Here is a 25,817-nt window from a genome sequence, read left to right as displayed (position 1 = left end):
TAGGGCGGCGGCCGCGCCTAGTCACCGCGCCAGCATGTCGTGTGCCGCCCGCCATCAGGTCGGGTATCGTGCCGTGGACTCGGCTATTGCCTCAAAGACGTTTTGGGTGCATCGCTCGTATCCGAACAAGAGTGATACACGTTTGATGACCTCATCCAGCTCAACATCTGGCTCGGCTTCCTGCAACATACGGACAGCTGCCGCGATCTCACGCTCCGGTATCTCGTCAAGTTCCCGTGGCCCACGCTCACGGAGGACACAGATCGGATGATCGGGGAGCCTCAACGTGGCGCCTGCGAAGCCGTTGCGGCCCAAGTGGTTCTCCGCGTCGATCATGTTCTCGCGCTTCGCGTACTTGGTCGCTTCGACAAGTGCAGTCCGGGCGTTGTCCCGTAGCCTGCCACCGTTCAGGCGGGTGATCAGCCGATATACACGCTCCGCTCGGACAGGGCCTTCCACTGACACTACTTCGGTGACGGCGTCAGCGAGGGCCCTCAATCCGAGCTCTCGTGGATCTCCGAACGACTGCCCTTCGTATGCCTTATACGACTGAAGCGGTTCGACCTCCGGCACAACTTGCTGCCAGATCGGTTGCGGTTCTGCGGCTGCCGCGTGCTCGGTCGATGCGACTGGATCAAGCGAGAACATGGACCTGGAGACAGAACTGTCTCGTCGACGACGCATAGTACGGACGGAATCTGGTAGCGGCGAGATCTGAGGGGCGCTTCCGGCGTCCGTCAAGACATGAGCTACCCGAACCACTGCCTCTTCTTGCGGCATTCCCGCGTTCACCAACATTGCCGAGAGTGCTTCCTCGGCAACGGCTCGAAGCTCCGTGACCAGCGCCTGTTCTTCTACCGCTTCGAAGATGACAAACGGTGCCAGCCGCAACAACCGCTTGAGGAAGTCCTGAAGAACCGCACGTTCGGAAACGCCGGTCACACCGCGCGAGAAGTCTTGGAAGTCAAGACTGTTCCACACCCGCAGGATCGACTTGACTAGATGTGGACTGCCGCCCAGGGCAGTGCGGCGAGCATAAATCTGGTCGAACGCTGCCTCGCCCAAAACGGTCAAGGCCGCATACGGTTCCTCATCCTCAGGTGCATATATCAGGTAGGCGCGCCACCACAGCCGACCGAAGACGTGGCGTGTCAGGTCGGTGCCGCGGACCCGGTCCCCGGGCGGGTTCGGATACCGCCAATGGGCGACGTCTGGCAGGACGATCAAGGCGAGGAATGCCCAAATATCTCCTGCAGCGGCTTCAGCGGGATCGATCCCCATCTCAGAATGCAGCAGAACGGCAAGTGCAAGGTCGAACGACGATTTTTGTTGTGCGGAAGGTTCATTGGGGAATCCTGAACTGTGTGCCAGATCGACCACCAGTTCGCGTAGGTCAGCGAGCTTCGCGGCAGGCACCCGATCCCCGCCGGTAGCAACATAGACAGCCGACTCATCACTTGTCGTCCAGCTGCCGGCCAACTCGGCCGCTGAGAGTTCTCTGTACTGCTTTGCCAGCTCCCTGGCAGGAACTCTGAGTAGCCGCGGATAAAGGAAGCTCACTCGACATCCTCAAAAATACGGACCGCAGACTGCAACTCGGACGCGAACAGGCTTGGGGACTGTTGGGCGCGCAGGCGCACATCCTCGATCGATCTATCCGGAAACAGCCGCCCGAACAGCTCGAGCAATGTCGCGCCCAGCGTTTCATCGTGGACCGTCATGTCATCGTTGAAGTCTGGAAGGCTCAAGGCATGCTCAACCATCACCCTGGCAATGTCACCGTAGATCATCGACAGCACGATCTTGTCTTGGAGTCGTGGGTTTCCTGCATTTTTCAGGGCTTCTGCCGCTATGTTCTTACTCTCGTTGACAAGTAGCAGGAGGGAGCCCATTGTTGCTGCTTCCAGATTGGTGCCGATATCCAGATGCCAAGCAGCGCCCTCGGAGTAATTTGTCTTGGCAAAATCGATGACGGCCATGGGAAACTGAGGCGCATCCCCTTGCAATCGCATTTGACGACGGTCGCCCCACAGCACTGAACCAGCGCGCCGCGCGGCGACCGGACGATCTGCACCGACCCGACGCTTTGCCAGAACAAGCGCTGTATCCAACACCAGCACACCGCCGAGATCCGAGCCAGGCAAATGTGTTTCGAGCGTTATCGAACCGGACTGGCGCACGGTTGTCCTGGCCGCCGTACCCTTGAGCTTCGATCCGGTGGCAGTCCATACAGCGGCGAGGGCGAGCTCCGTCCCCGGAGCCAAACGGGACTCCGCGAGAGCACGATCGAGATCGATCTGCACCTCTCGCCGTAGCGTGAGGTCCGTCTGATAATCCCAGTGCGGCAACGCTTCAGGCAACGGGATCTCTCCGTCGTCGATGACCAAGAACCAATTCTTGGCCGTCACAACCGCCTCCGACGGAGTGCGATACGGAAGTGCACGCTGCACCATCAGCCCTTCACCGCCTCTACACCGAGAGAAATATCAGTCATAGTGTCGGCAGCGGGCTTAACGACCGCTTTCCATATCCTGCCGTCGCCCCCGGCGATCACGAAGGTCGGAGACGCAATCAGGACGCCGCTGTCGTCCTCCCATCCGACGAGGCCCGGCATCTCCGCGCCGGCAGGAGGATCTGTCTCGCGTCCCCCATCGGTCGTCAAGGCCACAGCCACTTCGGCTTTGACGCGTTGAACGATCTGGACGGGTAAGCGAAAAGGCTGGATCAGAACCGCCGCTCCCGAATACTCATCGAGGTACGGGTCACCCACGTACTCGACCTTGGGCCGCCGGTACCGCGGTGCTGACGGCTGGCTCCCATCTGTTGCATTGCCACTTCCTTTGCCGTCATATCCACCGGGACCCGCAGGCGTGCTTCCGACCTCAGCGTCCGGTGACCCAGAAACGTCGTCGCGCCCTCGCGGAGCCGGACCGGGCCTCGGCCGTGGAGTCGGCGCCTGGACGTCACCTGGGCGCCCGTAATCGGTAGCGGCGCCGATACCCCAGGCACCACCTATCAGCGGGGACAACTTACTGCTTGCAGCCCCAAGTGATACCTGCGCGGCGCCAACCCCCACGCCACCGCGGAGGTCGAGCAAGCCCTCGATCGCTTCACCGAACCGCTTGAAGGTGGTCCTCACGTAGGTGCTGTCCGGATGCTCGAGGGACTGATGATTCCAACCATCATGAGTCGGTGGTTCAGCCGCTGCGTAGATTTCGTCCATCGCGTCATCAGCTCGGAAGACACCGGCATAAGACACCAGCTCGCTGGGCGGCTTCGGGCCCCTCCAGTAGTTGACTACCAACTCTGCCGGCCGCATGAGACAAACATGATGAGTTAGTCCCGACACACCCACCATCTCGGCTACGTCGGAATGCTCGAATTTCGGAACAACCCGTTTTTCCAACGCCATTTTGCCGAGCAGCTTCTTCGGCTTGCCACAATACAATTCTCTACTCTCGACCTCTGCCAGCTTCCGGTACGCGGCCACGAAGAGGCTCAGCGGGCGAGTTTCAGCGGGATCAGGCACAGGGTAACTGATGCCGTCACAGGTCACGGCGAACCGCATAGGCAGGACCCCTGATCGGTTCTCGAGCATCTTCGGCCACAAGTGCCAAGCGATGGTGTCTGCCAGATATCCTGCCGCACGCGCGGGCTCTCGTTCTTCCAGATTGGGGTCGATCACGAGGATCGTCGTGCCGGTTTCCGATGCACCGAATGCCTGAAGCCCGAGTACACGTGCCATCGACTCCGCTGCCGCTCCAGTCAATGGCTCTACAACATCGCCTGTCGTGTCCCCCCACCAGTGCCGTCCGGTGTATCGACGATTATCTGCCAGCCGAGTGAAGTCATAGCTTTTCCATAGCGCGGCACCCATGAGTCGGGTTTCGAATCCTCCATCTACCTGGCACCGCGTATGTACCAGGATCACGCCCGGGCGCGAGACAAGGTAAAGAATCCCCTTCCCGAATCCATACGTACCACCGCCCAGTGCTCTGTCTCGTGGCTCACCGATGTTGCGCATAAAGGTGACGAAGTCCCGGCGAGTGCTGGAAATGACATCCGCACGAGTCGGTCCACCGAGTCCTCGGGTGCCCCGGTCGGAGATCGACATGACGCGGATTGTTGGCTGTGTCAAAGCCTTTCGCAATGGAAGGTGGTCCTCAGCCGGTACCCCTCGTAGGAATTGCTCTCGCCATGCAGGCGCGTCCGCTGCGCTGATTGTGCGAAGATCAATCCGATAGTCGACCGTCCGATCGTCGGATATCCGTGCATCCCAACTGTTTTGAGCTGACTCGCGGACCAGAATCGTGAGATGATCCAGTTCAGGTTTGCCCAGCTGGTTCCTGATCCCCTCTGCGGCGCTGGCACCCTCCGGTGGGTACGGCTGGGAGAACCATGCAGGTGCGATCATGCCGACTCCTCGATCATCGCACGGAGATGCCGACTGACCGACTGCTCGTCCAACGGGATAGGTGGTTCCGAAGTCAACTCGACCGTGTACTCGACGTCCTGTACTCGGATCACGACCCCCGCAGCGATGAGGTCACCTCTGGTCAGCCTTGGAAAGGCGATATCGACTCCATACCAACGCGCTTCGACTACCTCGAATCTGCACTGCCGATAGTGTTCAGCATCAACTGGACGGTAGCCTGCGGCAGCCAGCAAGCTGAGTACCGCATACTCGTCATCGCATTGCTTCAGCACCTGGTTTACCAGATCCTGGAATCCGACACCTCTACTGGACGTAGATTCCAGACGCAACCAAACAAGCTCGAGAGCCCCGCCAGGAGGTGGATCCAGTTGCTCCAGGCCGTGAATTCGCACCCGCCTTCCCTCGGTGATCATGGAGGTTTTGACCTCCACGGCCGACCCACCGGATGCGAAGTCGTGGCGGCCACCGAGCGGCCCTCGCCACAGGCGATGAGCACTACGATCAATGTCGAGCATCTGCTGCAGCACAATGAGTTCTCCGAAAAGGCCGGCAAGCTTTTGGGGCCCTAAGGGAACACCGACTCCTTGGAACAACGCTTTCCACTGGTCCAGAACCCGGTACAGCCCCTTGATCGGATTGTCAGCCGAAACCTCGACAGCTTGCAGGATTTCCGCACTCAGTGACGTGAACACCTCATCCAGATCCTTCTGCAAACAGCCGAGGTCAGCGAACTGTTGATACGACTCCACGGTTTCCAGCGCTCGCTTTCTCAGCTGCAGTGCCGGACCGTTCAACCCTTTCCTGACCGACTGATGGGAGTCCACCGGAACCAAGATGTGGCGGCGACCGTCGAAATCCACAGCGGCCACCAGCGGGCCGCATACTGTCTCAACCGGTAGCTCGGATGTCCGCACAGCACTCTCAGAGGTGACAGTCTCCGCTTCCAGAAGTCGCCAGTGCTCGTCGATGATGTCTCGGAGCGCGTCTGTCATTCGGAATCCTCGGCTTCGAGAACGCTGTAGTCCTCCTCTTCGCGCTCCACACCTGACAGATCTGCAGAGATATATTTGACCTCTCCTTCGACTTCACTATCTCGCTCGCCCGGACGTGGGAATACCAAGCCGACACCGATCACATGCTCTTCGGCATCGAGGGCCAACCGGAATTCCTCCCTGCCCTTGCTGGGTCGAGATGCCTTATCGATGGGATAAAGGACAACAAGGCCAGTGTTAGGGAGACGTTTTGCACGCTCAGCTACGATCTTCTTTTCTTCCCAATCTTCCACATCAGCATCGTTGATATCCACTACAGCGTCACGTCGACTCATCAGAGTCTTTATGTCTGCGAAGTTGGCTTCCGAAGTACGCATACGAGCGCGAGAAATGCGCCTCACGGCTACACCTTCAGTAAATTCGAAATTTTCATCAGGATCGCCGACAGGCCTACCGACAATGGCCACATTCCATTGACGCAACGAACCAGCGACTCGTATTCGTTTCTCGATATAGTCAACGATAAGTTTTGAATCACACTCCAGCGACCGTTCATGGAACTGATAGTCACGAAGAAAGCGAAGAACGAAGTCGCTGGCTACGTTGTGGAATATGTAGCGACCTTTGTTTGGATGCGCCTCTGTTCTCTGCCCGCTCCTGAGAGCATCCACAACCAGCTGGCTGGTGGCTCGTTGGTTCGCAAGCAACCAATCCGATTTGGTGTGGAAGTAGTGTGTCTGGATTCGCAATCCTCCGTAGGCGGAAGCCGCCACCACCGCGTCTTTCATTTTAGCGGCGGCTGTCACCCTGAGGGCGGGATGCGTACGAATCCGTACAGCAAATTCACGCGGAGACTTATTTTCCGTGAGATATATATCAATATCACGGCGCATTTCTGTCTCCACAGTCGCCAGGTGCCGGAACCAATCTTCGATCTCCGCCGTCATCCAGATCCTCGGCAGATCAGCGTATCCGTTCCGATAGCCGAACCAACGACCCATCTGCAACAGAGTGTCATATGCCGACACAGCGCGCACAAAATAGCTAACCGACAAGCCTTCGAGGGTCAAACCACGTGACAACGTATTTCCGCCGACGACTACGGCGACCACCGGGCCGTTCTCATAGTCCAGGCGGTCAATACTCTCCGAGTTGTCCATAACAACCCGGGAGTCAGCCAAGACGCCCGGGAGCTCGAGGAGCAGCTGGTCAAAGCTGACGGGTGACTCTCTGAAATCTTCTGCGAGCACCCGCTTGGTCTCGCTGTCCCAGAGAAACTTCAAATCGTCCCTGATATTAGGGTCGTACAGGTTCATTGCAAGTTCACTGCGAAAATTTTCGAGCGGACCTCGGAAGCTGTTGTGAACCGAGGTACGAACACTGGTATGGATCAACATCGTTGAATGTGGGTTTCCGGACCCGCGAACACGACGGGCCGCCGTTGTCATCCAAAAGTACTGCAAAGCGCTGGTCAGTGTCTGAGTCAACTCAGGTGCGAATCCGTCTACATCAGCCTTGGTTTTAGGTCTGACGAACTCGACATCCTTATCTGGAATGATGCGTATCATATCGAACCCATCGTCGACCTCCGAAGGGTCCTCGCCATCCAGCGCATACCGGCCGAAGAGAACCTCCGTACCAAAATGACCACTCGGCTTGGGCAAGCTGACGATGAAATGTTCCGGATACAAATCCTTCACGGAAGGGTCGATAAGTAGATTCGCGAAGGGCGAAGCAGTATAGCCAACGTACGCAGACTTGGGCAGCCGGTCAAGAATTTGCCTGATCAATGGGTTGATCGACTTCGTCGCCACAGTAGCTTGGTCTGCTTCATCATCAATGATCAGTGCCGGACAGTCGATCAGATAGCCTGAGGCATTCTCCAGCCATTTAGTCAGCTTCCGCAGTACTGGAGCGTTCTTCTTAACTACACACAGCACGTGCGTTTTGTTTGCTTTGCCGAAGAAGCTTGCCGGATTGGCCGTAGGTCTGAAGTCTCGGTCCAGGTCGGTAATCTGGGTCCAGCGACTGGGATTCGGCTCGACAAGCTGCTGTATCAACCTGGCCTGGGTCTGGCGTCGCAAGCCATTATGGATACCAGCCAGTACAATAAAGAGCTTGTAACCCCGGTCGGCCGCTTTCGCCATGACTGCGGTAAAATTTGTGGTCTTACCGGACTGGACGTAGCCGACGACAAGACCTCGAGTCGAGAAACTCTTTTCCTTCGGGTGGCTCAGCAACGAGACGATACGAGTCGAACAGTCGTTCAAGTCGCTGATCGAGGGGACCGCCTCCCAACCCTGGGCGTGAAGTATGTCCACGACGGCCGGCCAGCACTTGTCGCCCGGACGAGGGCCTGCATACCAAGTGTCCCGGTTATCCATAACAACGGACCGGGGCTCGTCCATCTCTCTGATCCGGATCATCTGCTGCTCATGGCGTTCAACGATCTGCTGGATCGTAGCCTCGCCGACGCCCAGTATCGAAAGCTGCTTGACAGCATCGGCCGGAGTGGTGGAGTCCAAAAGCATCTTGAAGACTTCGTACTGATCATCGATTTGGTCTGCCATCGGTTCTCCCCACGCCTCGGACTACTACCTCAAGGAGGTGAGTCTCGAATCGCCCCCCGAGTGTTACGGCTAACACTAGGCGCCGAGGCGGACAGAGGGACGGTGTCCGCGGTAAATCACTCGCAGTACAGGCGTTTCACATTGATGGCGACGTTAGCGAAGACAGCTGCCGAGCTGCTCACGAGTGGTTTTGAATCTGAAAGAACGATTGTCCAGACTTTGGCTGATCTACGCGAGCCGTTGCGCCTACTTGGAGATCGTGGCCGAATCGATATCAAACAGCGTCGCCGCATCTTCGTCGGCCCGGAACTCGGGCAGCTCCAAGTCGTCGTGATCGGGAAGCAACCGATATGAACCTTGCTTCGCGAGCATCCACGTCCCAGCCACTGCAGCATCGAGGGCTTGCGCCTCCGGCTTCCGTCCGAATATCGCCTCGCACAACACATGAGCGGCCAGCCGGGGAGGTATGGCATTGCCGATCTGCTGAGCGATGTCTCTGCCCGACCATGGGTAGTCGCGCGGAAAGGTTTGCAATAGACCGGCATCTTCGGTCGTGAGATTGCCCAAATGGCTTCCGTCGACGCTGAACTTATTCCGTGACACCTTCCCTGTAACGGTAAAAGCTGGCTCATCGTGCCTGCGTTCGCCCCTGGCTTCGGGCACGCCGCCCGTGCCGTAGTTCGAGACGACGATGAACTCGTCCTCTCGACCCAACGCGTCCCCCATGGAACGCCATTCCAACAGGTTCTGTTTTCCATCACTGCGTCTCAGACCTTTTTGGAACTTGCGATGGGTGGGTTCCAGTCGCTTTGGTGCACGGTGTAGGTGGGCTATGAGTACAGCTCGACGGCGAGTTTGCGGCACACCGAACTCTTCGGTACGGAGGATCTGGCATTCGACCTTGTAGCCTCGCGCACTCAGCGCTTCACCAACTTCCATCCACACCGGCAGCACGGTCGGAACCTGCTCCAGCACTATCACCTCAAACGGCCGAGTCCACTCGATCGCTTCCAGTGCCCATCGCAGGGGTTCGAGCACTAAGCCCGTCCGCTCGTCCTCTAGTTGCGCAAGGTCCGCCCGGACATCGTCACCTGCACCCATCCGCTTCACAAAGGCAAGCACCTGGTCGAGTGCTCGACGTCCCGCGCCTGATCCGGCCACCGAGAAGGTCTGACAAGGCGGCCCTGCCGTCAACACCCGCGCCTTCGGAAAGTGGCAGGGATGCAGCTTACGAACATCCGTCTGCCTCGTCGTCAACCCAGCCTTACGGCGCGTCGCGCATGCGTTACTGTCCAGCTCGATTCCCACCGCCGGCACCCCGAGCCAACTTGCTGCAACATCCAGTCCGCCCGGTCCCGCGAACAGATCGATCATCTCTGCTCGCGCAGGGTCCACAGCATCGAAGGGCATCGTGGAATCCTAGCCGGCCGAGCAAATATGCGGACACCGCACCGCCGAAGCCCTCGAGCAAGAATCGTCCACTGCAGCCATGATCACGATGGGAACCAACCAACTCTGTGACACGGGCAACTCGATCATCACCATGAATCTACGGCGCCGCGTGCTCGAACGTTCAGTTTTCGACAGCGGATCTGCCTTGTGTGCCAATAAAAGCGATACAGGTCATACAGGTAGGAGACGGGACACTACCTCGGCCAACTGCTTGACGTTGCGGCACTCGTGCATGGTGATGTGGTCGGCGTAGATGTGGGCGGCGGAGTCGCCGGTGGACCAGGAGCGGGCGGGTTCTGGGTTGAGCCAGTAGGCGTGTTTGGCTCTGTCGCACATGGTCTGCAGCGCATCGAGATTCGGGTCGGTGCGGTTGGTGCGGGCGTCGCCGAGGATTAGGAGGGAGGTTCGAGGGCCTAGGGCGTCGAGGTAGTTGTCGGTGAAACCTTGGAGGGCTTCGCCGTAGTTGCTGCTGCCGTAGCGGGCGACCTTGGTTTCACGGACGATTCGGGCGGCGAGGCCGGCGACGGGTGGTTCGCCGGGAACGAATTGGGACGTGATTTCGTCGCAGGTGTCTATGAAGCCGAAGCTGCGGACCTTGGTGAATTGGTCTTGTAGGGCTTGGATTAGTTGGAGGGTGAATTCGGCGAAGCCGGTTACTGAGCCGGAGAGGTCGGCTAGGACTACCAGGTCGGGGCGGCCGTGTTTGCGGGCGCGGAGGACGGGGGTGATGGGGACGCCGCCGGTGGACATGGAGCGGCGGAGGGTGCGGCGCATGTCTATTTGGCCGCGGACGGATTTGCGGCGGCGGGCGGCTAGGCGGGTGGCTAGTTTGCGGGCCAAAGGGGTTACCAGGCGGCGCATTTCAGCTAGGTCTTGTTCGCGGGCGCCTAGGAAGTCGACCTGGTCTGGGCTGGATTCGACGCCGCGGCGGGCGATGTATTCGGTGCCGCGCAGTTGGGCGGAGCGTAGGCGGGCTTCGGTTTGGACGGCGGTGCGGAATTGGGTGAGGCGGCGGTTGGCTTCGATGGTGCGGACCGCGGTGTCGAGGGGGGATGTGCTGGTTGTGGCTGCGGTGATGCGGTCGATGAGGTCTTCTGTGCGTAGGGATCTCATGGTCAGGTAGGAGGACCAGCCTGAGCCGGAGGCGGTGGTGACGGGGGCGGAGGTTTGGCCGGTGCCTGCTCCGCCGTAGGCGCCGAGTTGGGTCAGGGCTTGGCGGGCTAGGTCGGTTGCGGCGGCGGGGTCGTCTTCGGTGAGGGCGGTGGTGAGGCGATCTTGAAGCGACTCAATAGATTCCGGGGTCGCAGCAGGTGCTTGTTGGGGCTGTTCGGTGGTCAGGAAGTAGAGGTCGAAGAGTTGGTTGAAGACTGCGCGTTGGCCGTTGCGGCGGAGGAGGCAGGCGGCCAGCCCGGACCGTAGTCGGTTGCGGTCGGATAGGCCGAGGGCGAGCATTGCTTCTGCGGCGTCGATTGTTTCGCTGGGGCCGGCGTTGATTCCGTGGTCACGGAGTAGGCCGACGAATTCGACAAGGCGTTCGGTGATCGTGTCGGAAGGCTGTTGGGGAACAGAGTTTCGGCGCGACGGTGTCATGCCGCAGTTCCCTTCCGGGCCACAGTGTTCGGCGCGGATAACACAGGGCCGACGGTGATCGTGGCGATGGACTCTTGCGGAGCAGCCGGGTCGCGACGCGCGGAAGTCATGCCGCTGCTCCCTTCCGGGCCAATACATTCGGAGCGGAGTACACGGGGCCGTCGCTGATCGTGTCGAAGGCCTGCTGCGCGGCGCAGCGCAACGGTGTCATGCCGGTGCTGCTTTCCGCGCCGCAAGGGTCAGCGTGGATAGCACGAAGCGCTTGAAGCGGCCGATAGTCGCTTCCTGGGCCGGGCCTAGGCGAGAATCCGACGCTGGCGACCGGAGTCGAATCCGGTGACGCACCAACACCTCGGTCGGGCGATAGTTGTGCGCACAGCCGAGCAAAGCGGCGGGCGGGCTTCGGAACTCGCTGTCCGCTCACTTCTCCGGCCCCTCATCGGTGTCCAAAGACAGACGTTCGGCCGCAATGCGGTGGTCCGCTTGATATTTCAGCAGTACGCCGAGAGTTGAGCGGACGACGCTGCCGGTCAAGGAGCGGGTGCCCAGCGCTACGAGAGTTCTTGCCCAGTCGACTGTTTCGGCGATGGACGGTGGTTTGCGAAGGGACAGTTCGCGTAACGCGCTCACGACGCGGACTACGGGTTCGCCCAGCGCCTCGTCCAGCTCCGGGACCTTCATGCGGACGATGGCTCGCTCCAATTCGGCTGTGGGGTAGTCGATGTGGAGGTAGAGGCAGCGGCGCTTGAGCGCGTCGGAGAGGTCGCGGTTGGCGTTGGAGGTGACGAGGACGAACGGTTCGCGGACGGCGGTGATGGTGCCGAGTTCGGGGATGCTGACCTGGTAGTCGCCGAGGACCTCCAGCAGCAGACCTTCCAGCTCGACGTCGGCCTTGTCGAGTTCGTCGATGAGCAGGACGGTGGGGTTCGGGTTGCGGATGGCGGCGAGGAGGGGGCGGGCGAGGAGGAATTCCTCGGTGAAGACGTGGTCGCGGGTGGTGTCCCAGCCTTCGTGCTCGGAGGTGATGCGGAGGAGTTGTTTGGCGTGGTTCCACTCGTAGAGGGCGCGGGCCTCGTCGATGCCTTCGTAGCACTGCAGGCGGACGAGGTCGGCGGTGGTCGCGGTGGCGACGGCTTTGGCGAGCTCGGTTTTGCCGACACCGGCCGGCCCCTCGATCAGGAGGGGTTTGCCGAGGTGGCCGGCGAGGAAGACGGCGGTGGCGATATCGAGGGACGGGAGGTACCCGGCCTCGGTGAGCCGCTGCGTGACTTCGTCGACGGAGCCAAAGAACTTACTCATCAGTAGACAGTGTAGATCGCTCGGCTACCAGGCCTTCGTCCCGTGACCCACGAGTCCGGCTTGAACTGAACCGCACTCGAGGTTTTATGGTCGGCCCATGATATTCACCGACGTCGAACGCGCCTATCTCAGCGGCCAGGGGCTCGCCCGGCTCGCCACCGTATCGCCCAGCGGCGCACCGCAGCTCGTCCCGCTTGCCTTCCGACTCAACCCGGACGACACGATCGATATCGGGGGGCCGAATCACGCGGCGACACAGCGCTATCGGAACATCTTGAAGAACCCGAAGGTCAGCCTGTTGATCGACGATATGACCCCGGACGAGCCCGGTGCGGTCAAGCCTGGCTGGGGTCGGGGCATCGAGATCCGCGGCGTGGTGGAGACGCTCACACTGGATTCTCCGCCGGTCGCCGAATGGTTCTCCAACGATGTCATCCGGATTCACCCGCGCCGCATCAAGAGCTGGCACATCGACCCAGCCGACCCGGACGGCAGCAGCCGCAACGTCGTGTAGCGGCAAGACTCGGCCGACCCCGATGAATGCGGCCCCCGCCATCGCGTAGCTGCGAGACTCCACCAACCCGATGGCAGCACACGCACCATCACGCAGCGGCAAGACACCACCAACCCGATGGCAGCACCCCACACCGTCGAGTCGCGGCAAGACACGCCAACCTGATGGTAGCGGCCGCTGCCATCACATAGCGGCAAGACGCGGCCAAACCGATAGTGGCGCCCACACCACCGTGTAGCGGCACGACTCAGCCAACCCCGACAGTGGCGCCCACACCATCGCGTAGCGGCATGCCCGCCAGCCCGATGGCGGCACTCACACCGTCGAGCAGCGGGGCCGCGACAAGTCGGACGCCTGTCACGTTGATCATGAACCCCCGAGTTGAACCAGCCAGGACTCGTCGTCCCGAGTAAGCTCTGCGTTTGCTGTCAGCATGCCGGACAGCAGCACAGGAGGTCGAGGTCCACCAGGGCTGTCCGAATCGGGAGACTCATGTTCATTGCGATCGCCGCGACGATGACGGTCATCCTGGTCTGGTCGTGCCTGTCGCGATCGATGGCGCGCTGGAAGGTGACTGCCCCACTGGCGATGGTCGTGGTCGGCGCGCTGGTCAGTTGGGGTAGCGACCACTGGCTGGCCAACGCGATCAACACCGACACGGCGCAGCGGATCGTCGAATTCATCTTGGCGCTGTTCCTTTTCACCGACGCGACCGAGGTGCGCGACGGGCTGTCCGGTCGTCGGCATACGGGCATCTTTCGGCTGCTGTTCATTGCCTTCCCGCTGAGCCTCGCCGCCGCTTATCTGCTGGGATTCGCGCTGCTGCCGGGTGTTTCGTGGACGGTGCTGTTGTTGATCGCGTGCATCGTGATACCGATCGATCTGGTGCCCGCTCAGGCGATTGTGCGGGATCTGCGTGTGCCGGAACGGGTTCGGCATGCGCTCAATGTGGAGAGCGGATTCAACGACGGGCTGGTCGCGCCGATCTTCCTGTTCGCGCTGGCGGCGGCGGAGGCCAGTGCCGAGTCGGATCAGGCGGTGCACGCGCTCGGGCAGGCGGTGCCCGCGGTGCTGAAGTCGATAGTGATCGGCCTAGCGGTGGGCGCGCTGGCCGGATACTGCATGTCCTTCGCCATCCGCAAACGCTGGACCGACGCACGCGCGGTGCGCATCGGGACGATCGCGATCCCCGTGCTCACCTACAGCATTGCGGTGTGGGTGGACGGCAACGGATTTGTGGCGGCGTTCCTCGCGGGCATCGCCTACAGCACCACTCGGCGCGAATTGCCTGGTGAGCCACTGCAATCGACTGAGGACGTCGCCGAATTCTGTGGTCTGGCAATGTGGTTCGTGGTCGGTAACGTCGCGGCGGCAAGCTTCGGCTGGCTCAGTTGGCAGGTGTTCGTCTACGGTCTGCTCGCGTTGACGGTGGTGCGGTGCGTTCCGGTAGCGATCTCGTTGCTGGGCTCACCTTTCACGCAACGCGAACGACTCATGCTCGGTCTGCTCGGGCCACGCGGCGTGGCGTCGATCGTGTTCGCACTGCTCGCCTTCAACGGACTCCATAAAGACGACGACGCGTACCTCGTGATCGGCGTAACCCTGGTGGTCGTCGTCGGCAGCGTCGTCCTGCACGGCATCGGCGCACCACTCACCGCGGAATACCTCGGAAAACGCCGCCGAGACAAGCAAATAGACGCCTAGCCCAGCGTGAGTGGCACATGGTCGCGGCAAACGTCGAGAAGGCCACTCCATGGTGTGCCACTCAACGCGAATCACTCGGTTGCCGTTGCGTCAGTGGGGGTTAACCCCTAGTACCGAGGGTGGAAATCTTCCGTAGACCTGCCTGCACCCGTGACCTTTCGGGTGAAATGCGTAAGAGTGAGACCGTGCAGTCGGTGTTGTGCCGGGCGGGGGCCCGCAAAGCAGCGGCGACACAGTTGATCCCGACTTGCCGACGAGGTGCGCTACGCCACGTGGGCAAACCACAGCGGGGGATGGTGAACGAGCAGTTCACCGCAGAGTGAAAGGATCCACGTTGTTCTCCACAACCAAGTCCACGACTTCGCGCCGCATGCTGGCCCGAGTGGCTGTCGCGGGTGCGATCGTCGCGGTTCCGTTGACCGCCTTGGCCATTCCCGCATCGGCAGGCCCGAGCGTCGGCGTGCCCGGCGTCACCGACGTCCGGCATCCACACCACGATCGCAACTGCGACTTCGGCCCGTTCAAGAACTGGAGCTGCAACAACGGCCCGTTCGACCGCGGCCACCACGACGATCCGTTCTGGCAGTTCCGGCAGAACCGCCCGCACGGACTGTTCGGCAGCAGCTAACACACCGCGGCCCGGCATCACTGTGGTGCCGGGCCGTTCCGTACCCACCGGCAGCCGCACACTTTCTGATTTTCCGCACCGGGAATCGCATGCGATTTCGTATGCGTGAAATCAGAAAGTGTGCGGCATGGCCGTGCGAACTGCGACTCGGATCGCCTGGACGATCGCCGAGCCTGCGGCACCTACTGACGACAACGGCCCGGCACCAGTCAGGTGCCGGGCCGCTTCAGTCGAAACTCAGGCAGTCTCGGTGATCGGCCGGTCGACCCAGCTCATCAGCCCGCGCAGCTTGGCGCCGGTGACCTCGATCGGGTGCTCGGCGTTGGCCTTGCGCAGACCCTCGAGCTCCTTGTTGCCACCCTCGACGTTGGCGACGAGCCGCTTGACGAAGCTGCCGTCCTGGATGTCCTTGAGGATGTCCTGCATGCGCTTCTTGGTGTCGGCGTCGATGACCCGCGGGCCCGACAGGTAGCCACCGAATTCGGCGGTGTCGGAGACCGAGTAGTTCATCCGGGCGATGCCACCCTCGTACATCAGGTCGACGATGAGCTTGAGCTCGTGCAGCACCTCGAAGTACGCCATCTCGGGCGCGTAGCCGGCCTCGACCATGACCTCGAAGCCGGTCTTGACCAGCTCTTCGGTGCCACCGCAGAGCACGGCCTGCTCACCGAACAGGTCGGTCTCGGTCTCTTCCTTGAAGGTGGTCTTGATGACGCCGGCGCGGGCACCACCGATCGCCTTCGCGTAGGACAGGGCCAGCGCCTGACCTTCACCCTTCGGGTCCTGATCGACGGCGATCAGGGCGGGCACGCCCTTGCCGTCGACGAACTGACGGCGCACCAGGTGGCCGGGGCCCTTCGGGGCGACCATCGCGACGGTGATGAACTCCGGCGCCTTGATCAGGCCGAAGTGGATGTTGAGGCCGTGGCCGAAGAACAGCGCGTCGCCGTCCTTCAGGTTGGGCTCGATGTCGTTGGTGAAGATCGACGCCTGCGCGGTGTCGGGGGCCAGCACCATGATCACGTCGGCCCAGGCCGAAACCTCGGCGGGGGTGCCGACGGTGAGGCCCGCCTCTTCGGCCTTCGGCCGCGACTTCGAACCCTCCGCGAGGCCGACCCGGACCTCGACGCCGGAGTCGCGCAGGCTCAGCGAGTGCGCGTGGCCCTGGCTGCCGTAGCCGATGACAGCGACCTTGCGGCCCTGGATGATCGACAGGTCGGCGTCGTCGTCGTAGAACATCTCGACTGCCACTTGGTTGGTTCCCTTCTGGATTCTTCTGTTTAGGTCTGAAAGTCGCGTCCCTGTCCCGGTTTTCACCGAAACGCTGTGGCGCGATCCTCGCGTCGAGCCCACATCGGTTGCGGGCGCACGCTATTCAACTGTTCTGCTGCGGCCGGCCCGAAGACGCGACACCGGCGAGCGTTACCGCGTCGCCGTGATCGACTTCGGTCCGCGACCGACGGCCACCACACCGGACTGCACGATCTCCCGGATGCCGTACGGCTCCAGCATGCGCAGCAACGCGTCGAGCTTGGACCGGGTCCCGGTCGCCTCGACGGTGAGCGCGTCCGGCGAGACGTCGATCACTTTCGCACGGAAGAGCGTAACCGCCTCGATCACCTGGGTCCGCACGCTGGCGTCGGCGCGGACCTTCACCAGGATCAGTTCGCGGGCCACCGAGGTGTCGGAATCCTGCTCCACGATCTTGATGACGTTCACCAGCTTGTTGAGCTGCTTGGTGACCTGCTCGAGCGGCAGATCCTCGACGGTGACGACGATGGTCATCCGGGAGATCTCCGGGATCTCGGTGCCGCCGACCGCGAGCGACTCGATATTGAAGCCGCGGCGGGAGAACAGCGCCGCGACTCGCGCCAGCACACCAGGCTTGTCCTCGACAAGCACGCTCAGCGTGTGCGTAGTACTCATTCCGTCACCTTGTTCTTCTCATGAGACATCGCTTCGTGGATGACGGCGGGCTCGGCGGCCTGCTCGTCGTCGTCGAACAGCGGGCGGATGCCGTGGGCGGCCATGATCTCGTCGTTGCTGGTGCCCGCGGCGACCATCGGCCACACCTGGGCGTCCTTGCCGACGATGAAGTCGATCACCACCGGCCGGTCGTTGATGGCCTGCGCCTCGCGGATCGCGGCCTCCACGTCCTCCTCGCGCTCGACCCGGATGCCGTGGCAGCCCAAGGCTTCGGCGAGTTTCACGAAGTCGGGGATGCGCAGCGTGTGCGTGCCGAGATCGGTGTTGGAGTAGCGCTCCTGGTAGAACAGCGTCTGCCACTGGCGGACCATGCCGAGGTTGCCGTTGTTGATCAGCGCGACCTTGATCGGCACGCCTTCCACGGCGCAGGTGGCCAACTCCTGGTTGGTCATCTGGAAGCAGCCGTCACCGTCGACCGCCCACACCTCTTTGTCCGGCGCGCCCATCTTGGCGCCCATGGCGGCCGGGACGGCGTAGCCCATGGTGCCGAGACCACCGGAGTTCAGCCAGGTGCGCGGCTTCTCGTACTTGATGAACTGCGCGGCCCACATCTGGTGCTGGCCGACGCCGGCACAGTAGATGGCGTCGGGTCCGGCCAGGCGGCCGAGCGCGTCGATGACGAACTCGGGCGAGAGCGAGCCGTCGCTGGGGGCGGTCCAGCCGAGCGGGTAGCTCTTGCGGACGCCGTCCAGGTACTTCCACCATTCGGTGAGGTCGAGCAGCGAAGCAGGAGCGGTGCCTGCGGAGCGACCCGAGGACACAGCGGCGGCAGGATCGGCCTTGAGGGTCTCGATCAGCTCGATGATCACCTCGCGGCAGTCGCCCACAATCGGGACGTCCGCGTGCCGGTTCTTGCCGATCTCGGCCGGGTCGATGTCGGCGTGGATCACCCTGGCGTCGGGTGCGAACGAGTCGAGCTGACCGGTCACTCGGTCGTCGAAGCGGGCGCCGAGGGTGATCAGCAGATCCGAGCGCTGCAGTGCCGCAACGGCTCCCACGGTGCCGTGCATGCCGGGCATGCCCATGTTCAGCTGGTGGCTGTCCGGGAACGCGCCGCGCGCCATCAGCGTGGTGACCACGGGGATGCCGGTCATCTCGGCCAGCTCGAGCAGCTCGGGCGAGGCGTCGGCCTTGATCACGCCGCCGCCGACGTAGAGCACGGGCGACTTGGCTTCCAAGATCATCCGGGCGGCCTCGCGCACCTGCTTGCCGTGCGGCTTGGTCACCGGGCGGTAGCCCGGCAGGCGCATCTCCGGCGGCCAGCTGAAGGTCGTCTGCATCTGCAGCACATCCTTCGGGATGTCCACCAGCACGGCGCCCGGGCGACCGCTGGCGGCCAGGTAGAACGCCTCGGCGATGATGCGCGGGATGTCGACGCCCTCGGTGATGAGGAAGTTGTGCTTGGTGATCGGCATGGTGATACCGGAGATGTCCGCCTCTTGGAAGGCGTCCGTGCCGATCAGGCCGCGGCCGACCTGGCCGGTGATCGCGACGATCGGCACCGAGTCCATCTGCGCGTCGGCGATGGGCGTGACCAGGTTGGTCGCACCCGGACCCGAGGTCGCCATGCACACGCCGACCTTGCCGGTGGCCTGCGCGTAGCCGGTCGCGGCGTGACCCGCGCCCTGCTCGTGGCGGACCAGCACGTGGCGCACCTTGGTCGAGTCGAACAGCGGGTCGTAGACCGGAAGAATCGCGCCGCCGGGAATGCCGAATACGGTGTCGACGCCGAGCTCCTCGAGCGACCGGACGACCGACTGCGCGCCGGTGACCCGCTCGGGCGGGACCTGGCGGCGGTTGGCCGACGTCGTCGAGCTGCCAGTGCTCGGCTGATTAGCCGAAGGCGCTGGCCTGCGGGCCGATGGCCCGGGCCGTGCGGTAGGTGCACTCACCGTCTTCGTTCCTAACTGCTTGTCGTTCTGACCCCGGATTTGTGTCTGACATGCGGTGTCTTGCGACTCGCCCATGCCGGACATTTGTCCGAACACAAAAAAGCCCCCGTCAGCCCATGGCTGATCGAGGGTGGCGCGTCGCAACGCGAGCTGACGTATTCGACTCAGATAGTCAGGCTCAACGCTGGACGCGCCGGCCGATTACGAGAAGCTCGTTTCGATTCACGCGCATGACGGTATGTGTGCGTGAGCCGAAGAGTCAAACAGGTCCCATTATGTGGGATAGTGCGGCTGCTTGGGTCCTTCACCAGGATGCGAGGATGGTGGTGTGTCATCACCGCATCAGTCCGTGCCACCGGCTAAATCGTCCCACACCGCGCCCGAGGGATCGGACACGGGTGGCGGCTCGGCCGCCACTGTGATCCGCATCCCACGCCTGGCCTTCCTAGGTGTGTTCATCCTGTTCATGTGCGTGTTCTTCATGTTCGTCGGCTGGCCCGCCGGACTGTGGTGGATGCTGCTGATCCCCGTGGCGGTGAGCGTGTGGGTGCTGCGGACGCAGACGACGGTCTCCGAGGGTGGGCTGGATTTGCGGACCGTGTTCCGGTCGCGGCATCTGGACTGGTCTCAGTTGAAGGGGGTGCGTATCCCGAAGCGTGGATACGTGCGGGCCGATTTGGTCGACGGGACCGAGGTGAAACTTCCTGCGGTCAGCTACGACCGGGTGCGGGATTTGGCGATTGCTTCGCAGGGGCGGATTCCGGATCCGTATGCGGTGCCGCCGGGTGATGCCGGTTCGGCGAAGTCGGGGGACGCGAGTGCGGCGGGCGCTGACACGGATTCGGCGAAGTCGGACGATGCGGTTGCCTCGACTACCGACGCGGATGTGACCGAGACCGACGACGCGGACGCGGCGGTGACGGACAGTGGCGCCCAGGGCACGACCGACAACGCCGGGACCGACCGCGACAAGGGCGAAGCTGCCAGCGCCGCGGCTGACGACGACGCCTCCGGCAAGGACAGCAACAAGCAGTAGACGCAGCTTCTGTCCGTGCGAGCTTGCGCCATCGCCCGTCCACCCAGATCAGCCGTTGCCACAGCTACGCGGCCGAAATCGCGGCTAGGCCATCGCCAATGGGAACGGCATCGCCCATAGCCGACAGCGGATAGGGCCGGAGATGCGGCGAGAGGTCCACCAGCACAGCCCTGCGCACGTTCTGGCACGGCTGCACCCGGCGATGGCACTGCGGACGGGAGCAGGAACAATCGCCGACGCTAGGATGTTGTCGGCGATGTGTCGGCAGATCGATCTCCGACTCGCACAACGCGGCCCGACGGTCCGGCAACTCCGGTGACACCGTCAGCGTCGACGAGTACCACTCGCGGCGACACCGGCACGCGGCACGGACTGACACCAGAACGGACCGGGACGACGGCCACGAGCCGCGCTGACCGGCAGGTCGGCCGACACCCACGCGGGAGTACCGTGGAGCGGCCGCCGAGCTGACTCTGCGCAGTCGCATCCCAGCCCCCCGCGACCAGACCGAGGACCATCAATGCCACCGCTTCGTTCACGCACCACCACCGTCGGCCGCAATGCCGCAGGCGCCCGCGCACTCTGGCGCGCCACCGGCATGACCGACTCCGACTTCGGCAAGCCGATCGTCGCCATCTCGAACTCGTACACGCAGTTCGTGCCCGGCCACGTGCATTTGAAGAACGTCGGCGATATCGTCGCCGACGCGGTGCGCGCCGCAGGTGGCGTGCCGCGGGAATTCCACACCATCGCCGTCGACGACGGCATCGCGATGGGTCACGGCGGCATGCTGTACTCGCTGCCGTCGCGCGAGATCATCGCCGACTCCGTGGAATACATGGTGAACGCGCACACCGCCGACGCGCTGGTGTGTATCTCCAACTGCGACAAGATCACTCCGGGCATGCTGAATGCCGCTATGCGACTGAACATTCCGACGGTGTTCGTCTCCGGTGGGCCGATGGAGGCCGGTAAGGCCGTGGTCGTCGGTGGTGTCGCGCAGGCGCCGACCGACCTGATCACCGCGATCTCGGCCAGCGCGAATCAGGCTGTGTCCGAAGAAGGTTTGAGCGAGGTCGAGCGGTCCGCCTGCCCGACGTGTGGCTCCTGCTCGGGCATGTTCACCGCCAACTCGATGAACTGTCTCACCGAGGCACTGGGACTCGCGTTGCCCGGCAACGGTTCCACGCTGGCCACCCATGCCGCGCGCCGGGCGCTGTTCGAGCGCGCGGGCACCGTGGTCGTCGACATCGCCAACCGCTGGTACCGCGAGGACGACGCTTCGGTGCTGCCTCGTAATGTCGCCAACGCCAAGGCTTTCCGCAATGCGATGGCGCTCGACGTTGCCATGGGCGGGTCGACCAATACGGTTCTGCACACCCTCGCCGCCGCGCAGGAGGGTGAGGTCGACTTCGATCTGCACACCATCGAGGAGACCAGCCGCCGGGTGCCCACCCTGTCGAAGGTGTCGCCGAACTCCGATTTCCACATGGAGGACGTGCACCGGGCCGGTGGCATCCCCGCCATCCTCGGCGAGCTGCGCCGCGCCGGTCTGCTGGAGACCGACGTGAGCACCGTGCACACGCGCAGCTTCGACGAGTGGCTCGACACCTGGGATGTCCGCTCCGGCAAGGCCTCCGAGGAAGCGATCGAGTTGTTCCACGCCGCGCCGGGTGGCGTGCGCACGGTCGAGCCGTTCTCCACCGAGAACCGCTGGTCCTCGCTCGACACCGATGCCGCCGGTGGTTGCATCCGCGACTTCGAGCACGCCTACACCCGGGAGGGTGGGCTGGTTGTGTTGCGCGGCAACATCGCTCCCGACGGTGCCGTGCTCAAGACCGCAGGCATCGACGAGGAACTGTTCACCTTCCAGGGACCCGCGCTCGTCGTGGAATCCCAGGAGGAAGCCGTGTCGGCCATTCTCGGCAAGAAGATCAAGCCGGGTGACGTGCTCGTCGTCCGGTACGAGGGTCCGGCGGGCGGGCCGGGCATGCAGGAAATGTTGCACCCCACCGCCTTCCTGAAGGGCGCCGGCCTCGGCAAGCAGTGCGCGCTGATCACCGACGGCCGCTTCTCCGGCGGCACCTCGGGCCTGTCCATCGGCCACATCTCCCCCGAGGCGGCCAGCGGCGGCACCATCGGCCTCATCGAGAACGGTGACCAGATCCGGATCGACGTCAGCACCCGCGCCCTCGAGGTCCTCGTCGACGATGCCGTCCTCGCCGAGCGCCGCGCCAAAATGGAAGCCTCCGAACGCCCCTGGCAACCCCTCAACCGCGACCGCACCGTCTCCACCGCCCTGCGCGCCTACGCCGCCCTCGCCACCTCAGCCGACAAGGGTGCAGTCCGCTACGTGCCGTAGCGGTTTCGCCCAGACCCAGCTGAAGGTCAACCCAAGCTGGGACTTCACCGGGCACCTCCCCGTCGTTGGCCGCCACCATGTCCCGTTCGCCGCAACCAACCGCCACACGGAGCGGCGAACGGGACATGACGCAGCGCCCACTCGGCATTCGCCGCCACCACGTCCCCCAGCTGCCCCCGCGTAGCAGCGAACGGGACCTGACGGCACGGCCACTCGACATTCGCCGCCACCATGTCCCGCAACTGCCCGCGCGCAGCAGCGAGCGGGACCTGACGGAGCGGCCACTCGACATTCGCCGCCACCACGTCCCACTCGACCCTTCACGTAGCGGCGCACGGGACATGACGGCACGCCCCTTCGCACTCGCCGCCACGATGTCCCGCTCGAGGCAACCAAACACCTCATGTAGCGGCGAGTGGGACATGGGGCGCGGTTACTTCGGCAACTGCCGCCAACGCGTCCCGCTCGACCCCTCATGTTGTGGCGAACGGGACATGTGGGCGCGCCCACTCGACATTCGCCGCCACCACGTCCCATTCGACCCCTCACGTAACGGCGCACGGGACATGACGGCGCGCCCACTCGGCACTCGCCGCCACCATGTCCCCCAGCTGCCGCGCGTAGCAGCGAACGGGACCTGACGGCACGGCCACTCGACATTCGCCGCCACCACGTCCCGCAACTGCCCGCACGTAGCAACGAGCGAGACCTGACGGCGCGCCCACTCGACATTCGCCGCCACCACGTCCCGCAACTGCCCGCGCGCAGCAACGAACGGGATATGACGCAGCGCCCACTCGACATTCGCCACCACCACGTCCCGCTCGCCCCCCACGTTGCGGCGAACGGGACACGCGGGCGCGCCCAGTCGATATTCGCCGCCACCACGTCCCATTCGACCCCTCACGTAACGACGCACGGGACATGACGGCATTCGCCGCCACCATGTCCCCCAGCTGCCGCGCGTAGCAGCGAACGGGACATGACGCAGCGCCCACTCGAAGTTCGCCGCCACCATGTCCCGCAACTGCCCGCGCATAGCAGCGAGCGGGACCTGACGGCTCGGCCACTCGACAACCGCCTACGGTCGCAGCATGCAAACAAGACTGCGCCCCTCGGAAGTCCGAGGGGCGCAGGGGAGTTCGGGGTTAGTCGAAGGGGCCGATGCCGGTCAACGGGTTGCCGCCGTGCAGGTACCAGTAGGTGAAGATGGCGGCGGCTATGGCCAGGAGCAGGACTACGAAGGAGCCGGCGAAGGGGCGGGTGGCCCAGCCGCGGTTGCGGTCGAGGGCCCAGCGGCCGGGGCCGGTGAGGATGATGACGGCGGATACGCCGGCGAGGATGCTCTCCATTTCGACGCCGGTGGGCACGGATGCCTTGTATTGGAAGCCGGGGATCATGCCTTGCTTCCAGGCCCAGGCGTCGAGGATGACGGCGAGGACGGCGCCTGCGGCGAGCGGGGTGGCGAGGCCGAGGACCAGGAGTGCGCCGCCGCCGACTTCGCCGATGGTGACCAGGATGGCCGACACGGTCGGGTGGTCCCAGCCGCCTTTCTCCATCATGTCGCGGGTGCCGTCGAGGCCGGGGCCGTTGAACCAGCCGGTCAGCTTCTGCAGGCCGTGGTAGATGAAGGTGCCGCCGACGATCAGTCGCAGCAGGAACAGACCGAAATCCAGTGTGCCGCGGCGGTTCTCGCCGTTACGACGACGCAGCCTGCCGGTGTCGGTCGGCGCGTTCGCGGCGGGCGGGATGCTGGCGTAGGCATAGGCGGGCGACGCGTCCGGCGCGGTGCCGCTGGCGCCGACGGGCGGAACGTCGGGGTCGAGGCCGAGTTCGTCGTCGGTGCGCGGCACGTCCTTGGACAGCCTGGGGAACTGCTCGGTCGGCGAATCGAACGGACTGCTGACGCCTCGACCGGTGGACGACACCGCCGACCGCTCGGCCGTGGACGGCGCTGAACGCTGGGCCGCCGAGGGGTCGGATGTGTCTTTCGGCTTCTCGGTCACGGCCAATACCCTATGCTGCGCCGCGCAACAGCGGGCACCAAACACTATTGGCGTGTCAGTTCCCGACAAAATACAGGTGTGCGGCCGGAATTCGGGGGCGCACCGGACCCGGGAGCGGCGGTGTCGGACGGTTTTCCGTAACGTCTGAGCTATGAGGTTGGTTGTCGTGGGTCGCGTTGCGGCGAGCTTGGTGCTCGGGTCCGTGCTGGTGTCCGGCTGCGCGCGGTTCGATGATTCGGCGTCGAGCCCGTTCACGCCGGAGCCGACGCTGCACGGGGCGAACATCGACCCGAAGAAACCGGGGCAGGAGCAGACGTCGACCACCCGACCCAGCGGGCCGTGCATCGACCCGGATCCCGCGGTGGTGGCCACCTGCCTGGACACCACGGGCGGACTGGTCGCGCTCGGCGACGGCGCGCTGGTCGCCGAGCGGCGCACCGGGCGCATCCTGAAGGTCGCGCCGGAAACACCGCCGAGCGAGTACGCGCGAGTGGAGGTGGACGGCTCAGGCGACGGCGGTCTCAGCGATCTCGCGCTCTCCCCGACGTTCCGCGAAGACGGACTGATCTACGCCTACATCACCACGCCCAGCGACAACCGGGTGGTCCGCATCGCCCAGGGCGGCGGCCCGCCGAAGGACATCCTGACCGGAATCCCCAAGGGCGCCACCGGAAACCACGGCGCCATCGATTTCGTCACGCCCACTCAGATGTTGGTGCTGACCGGTGACGCGGGCAACCCCGACGCCGCGAACTCCCCGTCCTCGCTGGCTGGCAAGCTGCTGCGGGTCAACTCCCCCGCGCCGGGCGCCTCCGCGGAGATCGCGGTGTCCGGCATCGGTGTCGCCGGCGATATCTGCCGGGACAGCAAGGACAGCGTCTGGATCACCGATCGCACCCCCGTCGAAGACCGGTTGCAGCGACTCGGCGGCGACGGTGCGGTCACCACGGCATGGACCTGGCCGGACCGCCCGGGCGTCGCGGGCTGCGCCGCCGCGACCGACGGTGTCGCGATCGCGCTGACCAAGGGCAAGGCCCTCGCCATCGCGGCGGCCGACGCCAACACCCACGAGGTCACCTCGGCGCCGACCCTGATCGCGCAGGACAAGTACGGACAGCTCGGCGGTGCCACCGTCGGCGCGGACGGCGCCATCTGGGTGGGCACCGTCAACAAGACCGACGGCCAGCCCGGGCCGAATGACGATCGGGTAGTACGCATTCCGCCGCCGCAGTCCGGTGGGACCGGACCGGACTAGACTCCGGCGAACTGTAAACGGGCCGACTCCACGGAGTCGGCCCGTTTACGATGCGAAGGTGGTTGCGTCCGAAGAGGTTCGGCGGATGAGCCGATC

Annotated in this window: 19 protein-coding genes; 6 read left to right on the top strand and 13 right to left on the bottom strand. The window is 63.6% G+C overall.

Features of this window, described 5'->3' with window-relative positions; translation table 11 throughout:
• Positions 1 to 54 precede the first annotated feature (54 nt).
• From IBX18_RS17170 to IBX18_RS17135, 8 genes are all read right to left on the bottom strand, one after another.
• The gene (locus IBX18_RS17170; RefSeq protein ID WP_194834633.1) at positions 55 to 1,560 is read right to left on the bottom strand and encodes a DUF6339 family protein; all 1,506 of its coding nucleotides are present in this window, start codon (positions 1,558 to 1,560) and stop codon (positions 55 to 57) included.
• Positions 1,557 to 2,408: a hypothetical protein gene (locus IBX18_RS42100; protein ID WP_228541267.1), complete on the bottom strand. Its 852-nt coding sequence runs from the start codon at positions 2,406 to 2,408 to the stop codon at positions 1,557 to 1,559. The genes IBX18_RS17170 and IBX18_RS42100 overlap by 4 nt, the downstream gene beginning before the upstream one ends.
• Before the next feature lie 44 nt (positions 2,409 to 2,452).
• Positions 2,453 to 4,114, bottom strand: coding sequence for a hypothetical protein (locus tag IBX18_RS17160; RefSeq protein WP_194834632.1), 1,662 nt, complete (start codon positions 4,112 to 4,114; stop codon positions 2,453 to 2,455).
• A gap of 296 nt (positions 4,115 to 4,410) precedes the next feature.
• The gene (locus IBX18_RS17155) at positions 4,411 to 5,427 is read right to left on the bottom strand and encodes a PD-(D/E)XK motif protein (protein ID WP_194834631.1); all 1,017 of its coding nucleotides are present in this window, start codon (positions 5,425 to 5,427) and stop codon (positions 4,411 to 4,413) included.
• Complete coding sequence (locus IBX18_RS17150; RefSeq protein ID WP_194834630.1) at positions 5,424 to 7,997, bottom strand: Z1 domain-containing protein; 2,574 nt, start codon at positions 7,995 to 7,997, stop codon at positions 5,424 to 5,426. Before IBX18_RS17150 ends, IBX18_RS17155 begins: the two co-directional genes overlap by 4 nt.
• A gap of 246 nt (positions 7,998 to 8,243) precedes the next feature.
• On the bottom strand, positions 8,244 to 9,407 hold the full coding sequence (locus tag IBX18_RS17145) for a DNA cytosine methyltransferase (protein ID WP_194834629.1): 1,164 nt from the start codon (positions 9,405 to 9,407) through the stop codon (positions 8,244 to 8,246).
• A gap of 213 nt (positions 9,408 to 9,620) precedes the next feature.
• Positions 9,621 to 11,039: a VWA domain-containing protein gene (locus tag IBX18_RS17140; RefSeq protein ID WP_194834628.1), complete on the bottom strand. Its 1,419-nt coding sequence runs from the start codon at positions 11,037 to 11,039 to the stop codon at positions 9,621 to 9,623.
• A gap of 420 nt (positions 11,040 to 11,459) precedes the next feature.
• On the bottom strand, positions 11,460 to 12,338 hold the full coding sequence (locus tag IBX18_RS17135) for a MoxR family ATPase (RefSeq protein WP_194834627.1): 879 nt from the start codon (positions 12,336 to 12,338) through the stop codon (positions 11,460 to 11,462).
• A 97-nt stretch (positions 12,339 to 12,435) separates the two neighbouring features.
• Between IBX18_RS17135 and IBX18_RS17130 the strand changes: the two genes are divergently transcribed.
• The gene (locus IBX18_RS17130) at positions 12,436 to 12,852 is read left to right on the top strand and encodes a PPOX class F420-dependent oxidoreductase (RefSeq protein ID WP_194834626.1); all 417 of its coding nucleotides are present in this window, start codon (positions 12,436 to 12,438) and stop codon (positions 12,850 to 12,852) included.
• Positions 12,853 to 13,099: 247 nt separating this feature from the next.
• On the opposite strand, the gene IBX18_RS42805 is transcribed toward IBX18_RS17130, so the two are convergent.
• The gene (locus IBX18_RS42805) at positions 13,100 to 13,222 is read right to left on the bottom strand and encodes a hypothetical protein (protein WP_255528069.1); all 123 of its coding nucleotides are present in this window, start codon (positions 13,220 to 13,222) and stop codon (positions 13,100 to 13,102) included.
• 122 nt (positions 13,223 to 13,344) lie between these two features.
• On the opposite strand from IBX18_RS42805, the gene IBX18_RS17125 reads away from it, so the two are divergent.
• Positions 13,345 to 14,556, top strand: a complete 1,212-nt coding sequence (locus tag IBX18_RS17125) for a sodium:proton antiporter (protein WP_194834625.1) — start codon at positions 13,345 to 13,347, stop codon at positions 14,554 to 14,556.
• Positions 14,557 to 14,890: 334 nt separating this feature from the next.
• The gene (locus IBX18_RS17120; protein ID WP_135232572.1) at positions 14,891 to 15,184 is read left to right on the top strand and encodes a hypothetical protein; all 294 of its coding nucleotides are present in this window, start codon (positions 14,891 to 14,893) and stop codon (positions 15,182 to 15,184) included.
• A 237-nt stretch (positions 15,185 to 15,421) separates the two neighbouring features.
• Here IBX18_RS17120 and ilvC read toward each other — a convergent pair whose 3' ends face one another.
• The 3 genes from ilvC to IBX18_RS17105 form a co-directional block, all read right to left on the bottom strand.
• Positions 15,422 to 16,501, bottom strand: a complete 1,080-nt coding sequence (gene ilvC, locus IBX18_RS17115; RefSeq protein ID WP_267897906.1) for a ketol-acid reductoisomerase — start codon at positions 16,499 to 16,501, stop codon at positions 15,422 to 15,424.
• Between the two features lie 105 nt (positions 16,502 to 16,606).
• Positions 16,607 to 17,110, bottom strand: a complete 504-nt coding sequence (gene ilvN / locus IBX18_RS17110) for an acetolactate synthase small subunit (protein ID WP_107658505.1) — start codon at positions 17,108 to 17,110, stop codon at positions 16,607 to 16,609.
• Positions 17,107 to 19,062 carry an acetolactate synthase large subunit gene (locus IBX18_RS17105; protein WP_194834624.1) on the bottom strand — a complete coding sequence of 652 codons (1,956 nt, stop codon included), beginning with the start codon at positions 19,060 to 19,062 and terminating at the stop codon, positions 17,107 to 17,109. Before IBX18_RS17105 ends, ilvN begins: the two co-directional genes overlap by 4 nt.
• A 328-nt stretch (positions 19,063 to 19,390) precedes the next feature.
• Between IBX18_RS17105 and IBX18_RS17100 the strand changes: the two genes are divergently transcribed.
• Complete coding sequence (locus IBX18_RS17100) at positions 19,391 to 20,098, top strand: PH domain-containing protein (RefSeq protein WP_194834623.1); 708 nt, start codon at positions 19,391 to 19,393, stop codon at positions 20,096 to 20,098.
• A gap of 520 nt (positions 20,099 to 20,618) precedes the next feature.
• Complete coding sequence (ilvD, locus tag IBX18_RS17095) at positions 20,619 to 22,460, top strand: dihydroxy-acid dehydratase (RefSeq protein WP_194834622.1); 1,842 nt, start codon at positions 20,619 to 20,621, stop codon at positions 22,458 to 22,460.
• Positions 22,461 to 23,608: 1,148 nt separating this feature from the next.
• On the opposite strand, the gene IBX18_RS17090 is transcribed toward ilvD, so the two are convergent.
• Positions 23,609 to 24,466 carry a DoxX family protein gene (locus IBX18_RS17090; RefSeq protein ID WP_194834621.1) on the bottom strand — a complete coding sequence of 286 codons (858 nt, stop codon included), beginning with the start codon at positions 24,464 to 24,466 and terminating at the stop codon, positions 23,609 to 23,611.
• A 151-nt stretch (positions 24,467 to 24,617) separates the two neighbouring features.
• Here IBX18_RS17090 and IBX18_RS17085 point away from each other — a divergent pair, with 151 nt between their 5' ends.
• Positions 24,618 to 25,721 carry a sorbosone dehydrogenase family protein gene (locus IBX18_RS17085; protein WP_194834620.1) on the top strand — a complete coding sequence of 368 codons (1,104 nt, stop codon included), beginning with the start codon at positions 24,618 to 24,620 and terminating at the stop codon, positions 25,719 to 25,721.
• Positions 25,722 to 25,817 lie beyond the last annotated feature (96 nt).

It is taken from the genome of Nocardia sp. XZ_19_369, from assembly GCF_015355715.1.
In the GTDB taxonomy this organism is placed as follows: Bacteria; Actinomycetota; Actinomycetes; order Mycobacteriales; family Mycobacteriaceae; genus Nocardia.
The sequence above is the reverse complement of the archived record's forward strand: the minus strand, read 5'-3'. Positions and strand labels throughout refer to the sequence as shown.